Raw genomic sequence first — 13,732 nt, 5'->3', positions numbered from 1 at the left:
GCACCGCACGACGCCGGGCAACCGCCCGGCGCGCCCGCACCTGCCCGCACGCGGCGGCACGACGGAAGGGGGTTCGCACGGTGGCCACGCAATCGTCCCTGGAACAGATGTTCAAGCCCAATTCCGTGACCGTCATCGGGGCCACGTCCACGCCGGGCGAGCCGGGCTGCGTCATCATGGAAAACCTGATGTCCGGCACCTTTCTGGGGCCGGTGCTGCCGGTGAACGAAACGGGAGAGGCCGTGGCGGGCATGCCCGGCCACACCGCCATCGACACCCTGCCCCTGACGCCGGACCTCGCCATCATCTGTTCCCCGCCCGAAACCATTCCCGGCTACATCGAAGAACTGGGCAAGCGCGGCACCCGCGCCGCCGTGATCATGAGCCGGGGGTTCTTCCGGTTCGACCGCGAACGGCGCGAAGTGCAGAAGGCCGCCCTGCTGCAGGCCGCGCAACGCTGGGGCGTGCGGGTGCTGGGGCCCAACTGCCTGGGGTTCATCACGCCGTCGGTGGGGGTGAACGCCAGCCTTGCCCCGCGAGAGGCGCTGCCCGGCAAGGTGGCCTTTCTTTCGCAGTCCGATTCGCTGTTCACGTCCGTTCTGGACTGGGCCACGTCCAAGGGCATCGGCTTTTCGCACTTCATCGCCCTGGGCGACCGGTACGACGTGCATTTCAACGACGTGCTGGACTACCTGAACGGCGACGTGAACACCCGCGCCGTGCTGCTGTACATAGAGACCATCGACAGCGCCCGGCGGTTCATGTCCGCCGCGCGCGCGCTGGCCCGCAACAAGCCGGTGCTGGTGATCAAGGCGGGCCGGTCGGAGGCGGCTGCGGCTGCGGCTGCCGCGCATTCCGGCATGCTGCTGGGCGCGGACGAGGTGTACGACGCCGCGTTTCGCCGGGCGGGCATGCTGCGGGTGGCCGACATCGACGCCATGTTCGACACGGTGGAAACGCTGGCCCTTGCCAAGCCGCTGAAGGGCGACCGGCTGGCCATCCTGACCAACGGCGGCAGCCCCGGCTTTCTGGCCACCGACGCCCTGTTGCAGGGGCGCGGCAAGCTGGCCGAACTTTCCGATGAAACCTGCCAGGCGCTGGACAACGAACTGGGGCGCGACTGGTCGTACTGGAACCCGCTGATCGTGCGCAGTTCCGCCGACGGGGCCATGTACGCGAAAGCGTTGCAGATTCTGCTGGACGACCGGGGCGTTGATGCCGTGCTGGTGATGCACGTGCCCACCTTTTCCATGCCCAGTGACGACGTGGCGAGCGCGGTCATAGAGGTGGCCCGCCGCAGCCGCAAGCCGGTGCTGACCAGCTGGCTGGGCATAGACGACGCCGCCGGGGCGCGCCGCAAGTTCGCCGCCGCCGGGGTGCCCAGCCACTTCACCCCGGACAACGCGGTGCGGGCCTTCCTGAACATGGTGGAGTACCGGCGCAACCAGGACACCCTGATGGAAACGCCGCCCTCGCTGCCGGAGGCCTTCAACCCCGACGTGACGGCGGCGCGCATGGTGGTGAACGACGCGCTGGAGGCCAAGCGCATGCTGCTGACCCCGGCAGAGGCCCACGCCGTGCTCACCGCCTATGGCATACCCGTGGCCGAGACGCGCCACGTGAAGACCCCACGCGAGGCCGTGACCGCCGCGGCGGAGATAGGCTACCCCGTGGCGCTGAAGGTGGAATCGCCCGACGTGCCGCGCACCTCGCTGGCTGGCGGCGTGGCCCTTAACCTTGCCAGCGACGAAGAGGTGATGGACGCCGCCCTGTCCACCGCCAACAACGTGTGCGACCAGGTGCCCGGCGCGCGCATGGAAGGCTATGCCGTGCAGCGCATGTGCCGGTTGGCCGGGGCGCACGAACTGGCCGTGGAAACCGCCACCGACCCGGTGTTCGGCCCCATCATCCGCTTCGGGCAGGGCGGGTCCATGGCAGAGGTGCTGGCCGACCGCCAGACCGCCCTGCCGCCTCTGAACATGGGCCTTGCGCAGGAACTGGTGTCGCGCACGCGGGTGTACCGCCTGCTGCGCGGCAGCGGCCACAAGGACCGCGTGAATCTGGACGCCGTGCGCCTGCTGCTGTGCAAGGTGTCGCAGCTGATCATCGACATACCCGAAATATTCGAACTGGAGATAGACCCGCTGTTCGTGGATGCCGACGGCGTGGTGGCGCTGGATGCGCACATGCGCATTGCCTGGTCCACCACCACCGGCACGGACCAGTTGGCCATCCGCCCCTACCCGCGCGAGCTGGAGGAATGCGTGACCCTGCGCGACGGGCGGCACGTGGACCTTTTGCCCATCCGCCCGGAAGACGAGCCGGAGCACTGGGAATTCGTGGAGAGTTTATCGGCGGAAGACAAGCGGTTCCGCTTCTTCGGCAACGTGGCCAAGCTGCCCCGCGCCGAAATGGTGAAGCTGACCCAGATCGACTACGACCGTGAAATGGCCTTCATCGCCAAGGGGCCGGACAACGACGGGGTGGTGCGCACGCTGGGCGTGGTGCGGGCCATGGTCAGCACCGACAACAGCGAGGCGGAATTCGCCGTGGCCGTTCGGTCCGACCTGAAGCGGCAGGGCCTGGGCAAGCTGCTGATGCAGAAGATCATCCGCTACTGCAAGGCGCGCGGCACCAAGCGCATTGTGGGCGCTGCCCTTGGCGACAACAAGTCCATGGCCGAACTGGCGCGGTCGGTGGGCTTCATCGTCAGCAAGGACTACGACGAGGACATCTGGCAGTTGGACTTGCCGTTGGAGGATGGGAAGGGGGCATGAGCCGCCCTTAGAGCTAGCTACGGGCTGTGGCCAGCAATGCCAATACCCCATCGCCAGCAGACATCACAAGCCACTTGAACTTATTAAAAATATTAGGCAAATTCATTAGCAACCTGTAAAAACTGCGATTACCGCCCTCGAGGTGTACAATGCTTGCATACATAGAACAGTTAGCGATCGTTTCCGCTGCCGAACCATTTTATGCTTTTGTAACTTTTATAATTATGCTTAGTGTTTTATGTGGACTCATATTCATCATCAATAACACAAAAAATAAACTATCCGACACGATAAACACAATGTCATACGGCCAAAAAGTGCTTATGATGCTTGTTATTTTTTTCTCATTCGGGATTCTCTTAGCTGTAGTAGGAAACTACACAAGCAAGTTGCATCCAATACTATCAACAATATTTACTTCAATCGGAACTCTATTCATGTTTGGAACGTCATACAGCTGCTACACAGATTTTGTATCGAATAGAGGTGTCATCTCAGAAATAAAAAACATGATAACTGATGCTGTAGATTTAAAAGAAAACCACCGCACAATAGAAGACATGGGCATTCAAAAGATAATCAGATTTGACACTGACGAATTACTTAAAAAAATGGCATCTTCAAAATCATGTAAAATGCTGTGCCTTTACAACTTAAATTTTATAAAAATACATTATTCTAAAATACTAGAACTCGTTCAAAATGGCCTAAAAATAGAAGTAATCATGTCAGATCCATCAGATGATGCTCTTTTTGATTGCCTTCAAAATAGCTTTGACCGCACACCGGCAGAGACAATAAAAGACAACACAACTAAAGCATTTAAATTTTGGTGCGAGGATGTTTGCGCTCACTGCAATAATAAAGTAACCATAAAAACGATAAACTGGCCATCCACATATTCAGCCTACATATTTGATGAAAATGAAATGTGGTTCCTACCTAGACACACCTCCAAGGGAAAAAAAGACCCCTACGTATTCATAATAAACAAAACAGATCACGTATCGAGTAACTTTTTCTTTCAAGACATAATCGACACATCAAAAGCATCAACTCAACACAATAACTGCTCCACATGTCAAACAAACACTCCATTTACAGACCAAACCATTCCCAGTACCACAGGCGCAACGACACCTTCTGTATAAAATTCGCACAGGCGCACGAGATGAAAGAGACACTAAATCAGGCGATATACGAGTTAAAAACCAAGATAAACGCATCTAGCGCACTTACAGAAGCGCTTGACACGCTGCAACACCTCGGCAAAGTCTACATAATCGGTGGAGCTATTCGCGACAGTTATGCGTCGTTAATGCTTGGCTCGGAAATACTTCCTAGCGACCTTGACTTAGTTATAGACACCAACGCCAAACTACCTATATGCAAAAACGGCATACTCAATAGTTTTGGCGGTGTAAAATGTGAGATTCCGAGCTCTCCATTCCCTATAAACTACTGGCGTCTTTGCGATACCTACGCATTCAGGAAAGGATTGCTCCCCCCTCGCGCCAAGAACCTACCCGCAACGACTGTTTTTGATATAAATGCTGTAGTTGCCGATTTCACATCAGGAACATATTTCGAACACAATTTCCTTAACTCCATGCGCAACAAAAAAATATCCTTTAATTGCACAGCGTACATTGCTGACATGCCAGAACTCCAAGCCTTGCGAGCCATCATATACAGCAGAAAGCTCAATTTTCTCCTCGACGAGCGGGTCACTGAATTCATCAGAAAAACTGTCGCAAAGCATTCTGAGACAACATTCAAAGAATCCATCGCTGGCTATGCGAAATCAAAAGACACAGCTAGCATTTCAGCGCTTTTCTCCCTAGCCGCATCACAATCCCTCCCTTGCCCCCCTTGCATACCCCGCCTCGTCTAGCTCTGCGTGCATTTTACAGGGCGTACTCAAGAAATCTGGCAGGCCAGTGCTGGGCCGCCGTCATTACCGACCGGGGGCAGGCCGTGCGCATCATATCCGTGCGCCGGGCGAGAAAAGAGGAGGTGGCACTGTATGTCCAAGCAAATTTCCACTGAAGAATTCGACCGCCGCTTTGACGAGGGCGAAGACATCACCGCCTTTCTGGATACCAGCGCCATCCGCCATCCCAACCGCGAGAAGAAGACCGTGAACGTGGACTTTCCGCTGTGGATGGTGAACGCGCTGGACAAGGAAGCCAAGACCCTTGGCGTCTCGCGGCAGGCGCTCATCAAGACGGTGCTCGGCAGGCACTTGCAGAAACGCAAGGGGCAGTGAATCCGGAACGGTGTCGGGGGACGGCAAATCGCTGGTAGTCTGCCCGCCGTACCCCTGTCGCCAGAATACTCTTGTTCCCCCCTTTTCCCAGAACGCCAAAAGGCCCGCCATATCAGGCGGGCCTTGCGATTTAATACTTACTCCCCCCTGAAAGGGGTCAAGGGGGCGCGGCCCCCTTGCGGGGTGCGGGGCAGCGCCCCGCTCTCCCGGATTCGCCCCCCAGCAGCCGCCAGCCCCGCTACAGAATGAAATCGTTCGACAGGAAATTCGACCGCCTGTCCCGAATGATGCTGGTCAGAATCTCCTTGTTGGCATCGGTGCCCTTGGCGGCCACCAGCGTGCGGATGGAGAAGCAGCGCAGCGCATCGCTGACCGAAAGGGTACCCTCGGCGGAATCCTTGCGGCCGGTAAAGGGAAAGGTGTCCGGCCCGCGCTGGCACTGACTGTTGATGTTCACCCGGCACACCTGGTTGACCATGGGGTCGATCAGCCGGGCCACGTCGTCCGGGTCGTTGCCGAAAATGCTCAACTGCTGCCCGTACTGCGACCCAACCACGTAACGCACCGGCGTTTCTATGTCCGTGAAGGGGATGACGGGTATCACCGGGCCAAACTGCTCCTCGTGGTACACGCGCATCTGCGGCGTGGCCGGGCAGACCACCGTGGGGTGGTACAGGGTTTCGGCGTGGGTGCCGCCGCCGCTGTTGGCCACCTTGCCGCCGTGCGCGGCGGCGTCCCGCACCAGGTCGTCCAGATAGGCGGACTTGCCGGGCACCGGCAGCGGGGTGATGCGCACCCCCTCGTCCCACGGCATGCCGATGCGCAGCTTGCGGATGCCCTCGTCCATGCGGACCAGGAATTCGTCCAGCCGCTTCTGATGCACGAACAGCATCTTCAGCGCGGTGCAGCGCTGCCCGTTGAACGAGAACGAGCCTTGCAGCGCCTCGGCCACGGTCAGGTCCATGTCCGCGCAGTCCAGCACGATGCCCGCGTTCTTGGCGTCCAGCCCCAGCACGCAGCGCAACCGGTGCGGGTGCGGGTGGGCCAGGCGCAGCGCGTCCGCCGCCGTGCTGGACCCGATGAACGCCAGCACGTTGATGCGGCCCGACGCCATGATGGGCTTCACGATGCGCCGGTCGCCGTGCAGGATGTTGACCACCCCGGCGGGAAAGGCGTCGCGGAAGGCTTCCATCAGCGGCGAATACAGCAGCCGCCCCAGGCGCGGCGTTTTCACGATGACCGGATTGCCCATGATCAGCGCGGGCATCAGCGTGCAGAAGGTTTCGTTCAGCGGGTAGTTGTACGGCCCCATGCACAGCACCGGCCCCAGCGGCGCGCGGCGTATCTGCGCGTAGATGCCTTTCTCTATGACGAAGCGCGACGAGGCGCGGTCCAGGTCCTTCAGCGCGTCGATGGTGTCGCGCAGGTACTCCATGGTGCGGTCGAATTCGCCGCTGGCGTCCTGCCACGACTTGCAGATTTCCCACATCATGATGCGCACCACCTCGGTGCGCCGCGCCGCCATGCGCCGGGCAAAATCCTCCACGTGGCGGATGCGCTCGGCCACGCCCATGGTGGGCCATGCGCCCATGCCGTCGGCCCAGGCGCGGTCTGCGGCGTCCACGGCGCGCAGGGCGGCGGCCTCGTCCAGAATGGGGCAGCGGCCCAGCAGGCGCGGGGTGAAGCCGCCCGCACCGTCAACTTCCCCGATGGGCGAAAACACCTGCTGCATCTCGCCGGGCCATTCCTCCAGCTTGCCGTCGATGAGGCAGGTGCGCTGCTCTATGGGGGCGAAGGCGTGGGCGGCTTCCGGCAGGGGCTGCCCGGCCACGGGAAACAGGGCACGCAGGCTTTCGGGCGTATGGGCGGCGGCAGGGCTGGCGGCTGGGCCAGATACAGGACCAGCTACAGGAGTGGACGGCTGGGACGACATGTGTAACTCCTTCATCCGGCGGCGGGCCGGGCTGTGGAATGGCGGGATGCCTGCGGAACGGCGCGGAATGGTCGGCAGCGGTACAGGCGGTACAGGGGGGAACTGGCCGGAACTGGACCGCACGAGGTCGCACGGGATGACCGGGCCGCGACATGGAGCCAGCATAGCAGGGTTGCGGCCCGATGGCAGCAGGGAAGGCAGGGCGGGGGTGATTATGGGCGGGGCGGGGCGAAGGTGCGAAAGGGATGGAAGCGGAAGTAACAGGCCGCAAGCATGGCCGGGCAGTGCGGAACGTTCATCCGAACGGGGCTGCGGCAACGCTGCGGGCTGGTGCGAAAGCCGCAGGGCGGCAACGTACGGACAAATGCGCCCCCCAGCTTCCCCCAGTTCCCCCTGCAATCCCCTGACGCCCCTACCCCGCCGCCTCCCACGCGGCGGCCTGCTCGCGCTCTTCCGGCGTCAGCAGTTCCAGCCAGCGGCGGCGGAATTCCATGTAGTGGTTGATGCGCAGATCCTTCCACAGCGCGGGTTTGGTGTCCCACGGCTTGGGACCGTGAAAGTGCACGATGCGCGCCCGCGTCAGCGCGTCGGCCCGGTAGGGCGGGCAGTTCCACGAAGGGTCCAGCTTGGTCACCCGCTTGCCGAAAAAATAGTTCAGCAGCGACTGGTCCAGATTGCCGATGCGGTGCAGGTTCTGCACGCAGAAGGCCAGAAAGTTCTGGATGTGGTCGTGCCGCCGCAGCCGGGCAAGGTTGAACAGCACCACCCCGCTGCTGAAGGTCCAGATGGGAAAGGGCAGCGGCACCACGTAGCGGCGGCCTCGCCATTCGTAGTCCAGTTGTTCGTGGGTATGGTGGAAGGGGGCCGTGGCCTCGCGGGCCATGGCCATGTACTGCGGGCGGATGTGCTCCGCCCCGCCGGATGCAGCATCGCCCAGAATCGGTTGGTGGAAGTACACGTCGGCGTCGCAGTACAGCACGTATTCGTCGTCGGCCAGTTCCGGCAGCAGGGCCAGTTCCAGCTTCAGAAAGGCGCCGATGCAGCGGTGGAACTGCGGGGGGGCGTTGTGCACGCCGATGACCGGAGTGTGCCGGGCAAGCTGCACGCCCTCTGCGCGCACCGCGTCCATGACCGCCGGGTTGCTGCCGCCGTACACGCACACGCAAGGGGCAGCATCGCCGTGCAGACGCCGCAGCGAGCGCACGGCGGCACGCATCATCAGCAGGTAGCGGGGGTTGTCGTCGATGCAGAAGACGATCTTCATGCGGCAAGGGTCCGGCGTGCGGGTGCGTGGGGAATGGGGGTCTGCCCCCGCTCGTAGCCCATTTCCGGTGGCAAGGCCAGCATGCGCGGGCGCGCGGCGGCGCGGGTGGTGAAATGGGGGGCGAAATCCGGAAACGAAATCGGGGGACGAAACCCGGCGCGGAGTTGTCCGGCGGGGTTATCCAGGCCAACGTGTCCGGCGGAACTGCCCGAGCCAGCGTGCCCGGGCCAGCGTGTCCGGGCCGACGTGTCCGGGCCGACGTGTCCGGGCCGACGCGTTCAGCGAAAACCAAACGGCGGGGTTACCCAGCGCGGACTATCCGGCCCGAGTCATCCGGCGTACGTTATCCGATCCGATCCAGCCATCACGAGCTATCCGGCCTGCCCGCCCGGCTCGCCCGAACCATCCTCCCCTCCCGATTCGCCAAACGGAAAGGGGCCGGGCCACGGTTCCGGCTGTGCGTCGTACGACCAGGCCGGGGGTTCGGCATTACGGGCACGCCCGTTGCGGCCCGCGCCGCGCCCCTGCTCGGCCAGGCTGCGGCGCAGCAGCTTCACCCATACCTCGCCTGTGCCCGCGTGAAACAGCAGCTTGCGGCCCCGCTCGCCCAACACGTGTTCGCCGGACACCACCAAGCCCCTTGCGCGCAGCAGATCGCGGGCCACCTGCACGTTGCGGCCGCCCACGTCCACCAGCGAACGCACCAGCGATTTTTCTTCGGTGTTCATGCTGAAGGCGCCGCCGAACAGCTTGGTTTCGATCTCGATGACCGGCACGCCCTTGCGCAGGAAGTGGGCAAGCACCGCCTCTACGGCGGTATCCACGTACTTGCAGGGGTTGCAGTCGAAATCGCGGCTGCCTTCCGCCGTGGGCAGCATGGCGTGGAAGATGCCCGCAAGCCCCGAGGGGCGGTGGAAAAACGTGGCGGACACGCACGAGCCGAGCGCCGTGGCGATGATGGCAGGGCGCCGCGCCACGATGCCCTCGCCTATGCGCAGGTGCAGATGGCGCAGCCGCTCTTCCGCCAGCTCGCGCGGCATGACTGCAGGGACAGGACAGGACCTGTGCCCGTGCAGCGTATCTTCCGTGCCGTTGCCCATCATGCCCCCTGTGCCGCCCGCCGGGCCGCACGCATCCCCGATGTTCATCTCCCAAACCAAACGCGAGCGTTCGCGCAGCCAGCCCCCCGACCAGCAGCGCAACCGCCCGCCTGACGGCGCCTTGCGCGCCGTCCTACCAATGACGAAAACGAAGGTTCTCGCGGCCCCGAACCCCTACGGGTTCAGGATGTCCTTCAGTTCCTTTCCGGCCCGGAACACCGGCAGCCGCTTGGGCGGCACCGCCACGGAATCGCCGGTCTTGGGGTTGCGGCCCTTGTAGCCGCGATAGCCCTTGATCTTGAACGAACCGAAGCCGCGTATTTCCACGCGGTCACCATCCAGCAGTGCGTCGCGCACGCAGTCAAAGAAGGTGTTCACCACCACGGTGGCGTCCTCTACAGGCAGTTCGTGCTCTTCGGCAAGCGCTCGTACCAGTTCGCTCTTGTTCACGTGGACCTCCAGTCGGACCCGTCCGTGCGGGGCATGGCGTGTTGGTGCAGGGCCGCCGCGCGCGCCCCGAAACCCCGATGCGGCGACACCATGTGCGAAACATGTTTTACGGCGGCATGTTATACGCGCGTACGGCACTGTGCCGACATGTTCCGCGCACCGCCAATGGGAAGGTGTACGTGCGTCCCCGGCTGTTGCCGCATGGCGTCGCCACGCCCTTCTCCCCAATATTCCATCAATATCGCGTCGCACCCCACGTGACAAGGGGGGTGGACACATTTCATCGGCTCGTACGCAATGCCATGCCGCCTTCAGCGCGTCACGGGCACCCAGTCGCCGCCGCCAGTTCCGCCAGCCGCACCAGTCCCGCCAGTCGCATCGCGGCCGCCCGCGGCGCGCCCCTGCACGAATCGAAACCCTTCCAACTGCCCATCTGCCGAAAGACGCGCCCACAACTGAAAGGGCACTCCCTCACCGCGCAGCATGCGCATGAACGGCACCGTGGAGGCAAAGCGCAGATCGCGATAGGCGATCACGGCGGCGCCGTTCTCCTGCCGGTTTTCCTGCGTCATGAACATGGCAAAGCGGCCATACACTCGGAACAGTTCCTCCGCCTCGGACAGACGGCGGTACAGCACCGGGTCCGCCTTTTCGAACAGTTCGAAGGCCAGCGGCGCATCCGGGTTCAGCAACTGGTAGCGGGCCATGCCGTAGCGGCGGCCATCGTCCACCACCACCTTCCAGTTGAACGGGGCCAGCGCCTCGGGAATCACCGCGACGGACTGCGGAGGCACGGGCTGGGCGGCCAGCTTCGCCACCAGGCCGGACTGCACATGCTGCTGCACCGCCAGCGAGGCGCCCGGCCACAGCAGGGTCCAGGCCAACCCCAGCGCGGCAAAGGTGCGCCGATGCGCCCGGCCCATGGCCGCCACGATGCACGCCAGCATGACCAGCGTCATGACCGGGTCGATGATGAACACGGCGGGCAGGGCCACCCGGTAGTCGGAAAAGGGCAGGAACACCTGCGTGCCGTAGGTGGTGATGCAGTCCAGAAAGATGTGCAGCAGGATCAACCCGTAGGCGGCCAGTGCATAACGGGCATAGCCCCAGGTGTGCACGCCGCCGCTGGCCACGGCATCGCGCGGGGCGCGCCGCAGCAGCGGCAGGAACAGCAGCGCCATCAGCAGGGCCATGACCGCCCCGCCCGCAAAGGAATGGGTGATGCCCCGGTGCAGGGTCAGATAGTCCAGCGGCGTCGCGCCGAAGAACACATCCACATCGGGCAGCACCGCGCAGATGAGGGCAAAGGGCATGAACCAGCGGCTGCGCCGGGTATCGGGCAGGGCCATGGCCACAAGCGCGCCGCTGGCAAGATGGGTTACCGGGTCCATGGGGCGACCTCCGTGGGAAGCATATTGGGGATGCGTGCGTGGCGCGCGAGGGTGGACGGGACGGAGAGGGGAACGGAAGGAACAGGAAGATGCCGGGCAAGGGGCGTTCGGGCGCGAGCGGAATACGCCGTGCCTCCGTCCGCATGGCAGGACGGAGCGTACCGGCGGCAACCGGACTATGGTTGCCCCGGATATATCGTCATCGGGACGGCGGATGGCAAGATGGGCGCGCGGGACAGGATGGGGCAGGACAGGAACGAAAGAAGTGGCATGGAGGCGGGGGCGCAGGCCGACATGCGGCCCCGCCCCCATCACCCTTCACGCGTGGTTACGCAGCTTCAGCTCCACCGGGTGCGGGTTCAGGTAGAACTGCCCGGCCAGATAGGGTTCGCCGTACTTGCGCACGTAGTGGTTCAGCAGGGTTATCGGCACCACCAACGGCACCTGCAACTTGCGGTAACGCTGGATGACCTCCAGCATTTCCATTTTTTCGTCCGGAGTCAGCACCCGCTTGAAGTAGCCCATGCAGTGTTGCAGCACGTTGGCATGCTTGGCCGTGGTGGCGGGCAGGCGCAACCCCTCCATGAGGCCTGTCAGGTAGTCGCGGGCAAGGTCCGCCGGGTCGTGGCTGGCCGCATGGGCCACCAGCCTGCCCAGCGCGCGGTAGTGCTCCACCGAATGCGACATCAGCAACAATTTGTGCCGGGTGTGAAAGTCCACCAGCCCGCCGCGCGTCATCCCGGCCTCTGCCAGGGCGCGCCAGCGACGCATGACGAACAGCCGCTCGATGAAGTTTTCGCGCAGGCGCGGGTCGTTCAGGCGGCCTTCCTCTTCCGTGGGCAGCAGCGGAAAACGGTCCATGAACACACGGGCAAACATGCCCACGCCCTTTTCCTGCGGCGGCCCCAGATTGACGCGGCCCGCGCCTTCCGGAACGTCGCGGGGGTCGTGGTCGGCGTACACCTTCACCCGCTCCATGCCGCTGGAGGGCGAGGCCCGCTTGAAGATGAACCCGTCCAGCCGCTCGTCGACCAACTGTTCCACCCGGCGCAGGGCAAAGGCGCGCATGCGCTCCGTCCAGTCCTCGTAGCCCTTCACCGTGACCAGGCGGGGGTTGGCCGGGTCGCCCACCAGCCGCAGCGCCTCGCGCGGGACGGGCATGCCGCATTCCACCTCGGGGCAGACCGGCACGAAATCCATGTACTGCCCCAGGGTTCCGGTAATGTACGGGTCGTGCTTGTGACCGCCGTCGAAGCGGACCTTGTTGCCCAGAAGGCATGAACTGATGCCCACCCGCAGCCGGTCGTCGGTGTCGGCGGGATGCGATGCTCCAGCCACTCCGGTGGGGGCGGGCCGTGAGGATTCTTCCATTGCGCTTTGCCTCCGCGTGGTTATCCTGAACGGGTTGCCGCCTGCGTCCGCGCCGACTTTCTGGCACCGGGAACGGCGGCATTCCGGAACCGGGGTACCTCGGCCATGCGCCGCGGGACCCCGCAGACGACAAGGATAGCCCATGACACACTCGCGCGGCAATGCCGCACCCCACATCGACGTCATCTTCTTCGACTTCAGCGGCGTGCTGGCCGAAGAAGGCTTCATAGAGGGCCTGCGCGCCATCGGACGCTCCCAGGGCCTGGACCCGGAAGCCACCATGCGCACGGCCACCGACCTGTGCTACGCCACCGGCTACGTCAACGGAAAGACCGACGAAGCCGCATGGTGGAACGCCGTGCGCGTGTCCACCGGCATGACCGGCACCGACGCCGCCCTGCGCGCCGAGATCATGAACCGCTTCACCGTGCGCCCGGAAATGCTGCGCGCCGCCGACGCGGTGCGAGCCGCCGGGCTGCGCACGGCCATCCTGAGCGACCATACCAACTGGCTGGAGGAAATCGACGCGGCGCACGGCGTGTACCGCCACTTCGACCGGGTGTTCAATTCGTTCCGCGAGGGGCTGAACAAGCGCGACCCCGGTTTCTTCACCCACGCCACCACCATCATGGGCGTGGACCCGGCGCGCGCGGCCTTTTTCGACGACAACGCCGGGCACATCGGGCGGGCAACCGCGCTGGGCATCCATGCCCGGCTGTTCACCGGGCGCGACGCCTTCCGCGCCGATCTCGCCGCGCTGGCCCCGCAGGTGGCGCTGCCGGAGGGTTGGCCGGGATAGCGGCCAGCCGGAGCAGTATCGGCCAGAGCGGCGGCGGCCTGACAAGCTGACAAGGCCGCCGCGGAGCGCATCCCCCACCGTCCATGAACGTGTGTGGCGGCCCGGCGCACACCGGCATCGCCCGCGTTCCGTCACCGGGGCATCATCATTCCGCCACGGGCATGGGGCATGGTGCGCAAGGTGTCGCCTTCCTCCGTGAAGGCCGCCTACACCCGGCAGGCAGGCCCATCGTGCGCATTCCCCGTTGCCTCACCCCCCGTTCCGTCGCCCCCGCAGCCCGGCACGCGGCGGGCCTGCCGCCGGCGATGCCCCCCGCCGCAACGGATTCTCCTGTCTTCCCCCCCCCCAGCGGGCCGACCAACCTTGCACGACGCGCGG

General features: G+C 63.8%; 11 protein-coding genes. 5 read left to right on the top strand and 6 right to left on the bottom strand.

Annotation, left to right across the window (positions count from 1 at the left end; genetic code table 11):
* Positions 1-80: 80 nt before the first annotated feature.
* From FVW27_RS16410 to brnA, 4 genes are all read left to right on the top strand, one after another.
* Positions 81-2,777, top strand: a complete 2,697-nt coding sequence (locus tag FVW27_RS16410) for a bifunctional acetate--CoA ligase family protein/GNAT family N-acetyltransferase (protein ID WP_481850170.1) — start codon at positions 81-83, stop codon at positions 2,775-2,777.
* Between the two features lie 149 nt (positions 2,778-2,926).
* Positions 2,927-3,928 carry a hypothetical protein gene (locus tag FVW27_RS16405; protein ID WP_167127181.1) on the top strand — a complete coding sequence of 334 codons (1,002 nt, stop codon included), beginning with the start codon at positions 2,927-2,929 and terminating at the stop codon, positions 3,926-3,928.
* Positions 3,929-3,948: 20 nt separating this feature from the next.
* The gene (locus FVW27_RS16400) at positions 3,949-4,671 is read left to right on the top strand and encodes a hypothetical protein (RefSeq protein ID WP_167127178.1); all 723 of its coding nucleotides are present in this window, start codon (positions 3,949-3,951) and stop codon (positions 4,669-4,671) included.
* Between the two features lie 132 nt (positions 4,672-4,803).
* Positions 4,804-5,046, top strand: a complete 243-nt coding sequence (gene brnA / locus FVW27_RS16395; protein WP_167127174.1) for a type II toxin-antitoxin system BrnA family antitoxin — start codon at positions 4,804-4,806, stop codon at positions 5,044-5,046.
* A gap of 238 nt (positions 5,047-5,284) precedes the next feature.
* Here brnA and FVW27_RS16390 read toward each other — a convergent pair whose 3' ends face one another.
* The 6 genes from FVW27_RS16390 to FVW27_RS16365 all read right to left on the bottom strand — a co-directional run bounded on the left by FVW27_RS16390 (position 5,285) and on the right by FVW27_RS16365 (position 12,555).
* Complete coding sequence (locus FVW27_RS16390) at positions 5,285-6,979, bottom strand: aldehyde dehydrogenase family protein (protein WP_208294850.1); 1,695 nt, start codon at positions 6,977-6,979, stop codon at positions 5,285-5,287.
* 412 nt (positions 6,980-7,391) lie between these two features.
* The gene (locus tag FVW27_RS16385) at positions 7,392-8,243 is read right to left on the bottom strand and encodes a glycosyltransferase (protein ID WP_167127171.1); all 852 of its coding nucleotides are present in this window, start codon (positions 8,241-8,243) and stop codon (positions 7,392-7,394) included.
* A 371-nt stretch (positions 8,244-8,614) separates the two neighbouring features.
* Positions 8,615-9,391 (bottom strand): chemotaxis protein CheD, encoded by a 777-nt coding sequence (locus FVW27_RS16380; RefSeq protein ID WP_243838522.1) that lies wholly within the window; start codon positions 9,389-9,391, stop codon positions 8,615-8,617.
* Positions 9,392-9,517: 126 nt separating this feature from the next.
* Positions 9,518-9,793, bottom strand: coding sequence for an HU family DNA-binding protein (locus FVW27_RS16375; protein WP_167127168.1), 276 nt, complete (start codon positions 9,791-9,793; stop codon positions 9,518-9,520).
* A gap of 311 nt (positions 9,794-10,104) precedes the next feature.
* Positions 10,105-11,184: a metal-dependent hydrolase gene (locus tag FVW27_RS16370; RefSeq protein WP_167127165.1), complete on the bottom strand. Its 1,080-nt coding sequence runs from the start codon at positions 11,182-11,184 to the stop codon at positions 10,105-10,107.
* Positions 11,185-11,502: 318 nt separating this feature from the next.
* Positions 11,503-12,555 (bottom strand): YbgA family protein, encoded by a 1,053-nt coding sequence (locus FVW27_RS16365; protein WP_167127162.1) that lies wholly within the window; start codon positions 12,553-12,555, stop codon positions 11,503-11,505.
* 142 nt (positions 12,556-12,697) lie between these two features.
* On the opposite strand from FVW27_RS16365, the gene FVW27_RS16360 reads away from it, so the two are divergent.
* A complete protein-coding gene (locus FVW27_RS16360; protein ID WP_167127159.1) occupies positions 12,698-13,354 on the top strand; it encodes an HAD family hydrolase in 657 nt (218 codons plus the stop codon).
* Positions 13,355-13,732: the final 378 nt, after the last annotated feature.

Source organism: Nitratidesulfovibrio liaohensis, assembly GCF_011682075.1.
In the GTDB taxonomy this organism is placed as follows: domain Bacteria; phylum Desulfobacterota; class Desulfovibrionia; order Desulfovibrionales; family Desulfovibrionaceae; genus Cupidesulfovibrio; species Cupidesulfovibrio liaohensis.
Note: the sequence above shows the minus strand (reverse complement) of the source record. Positions and strands in the feature narration are given on the sequence as shown.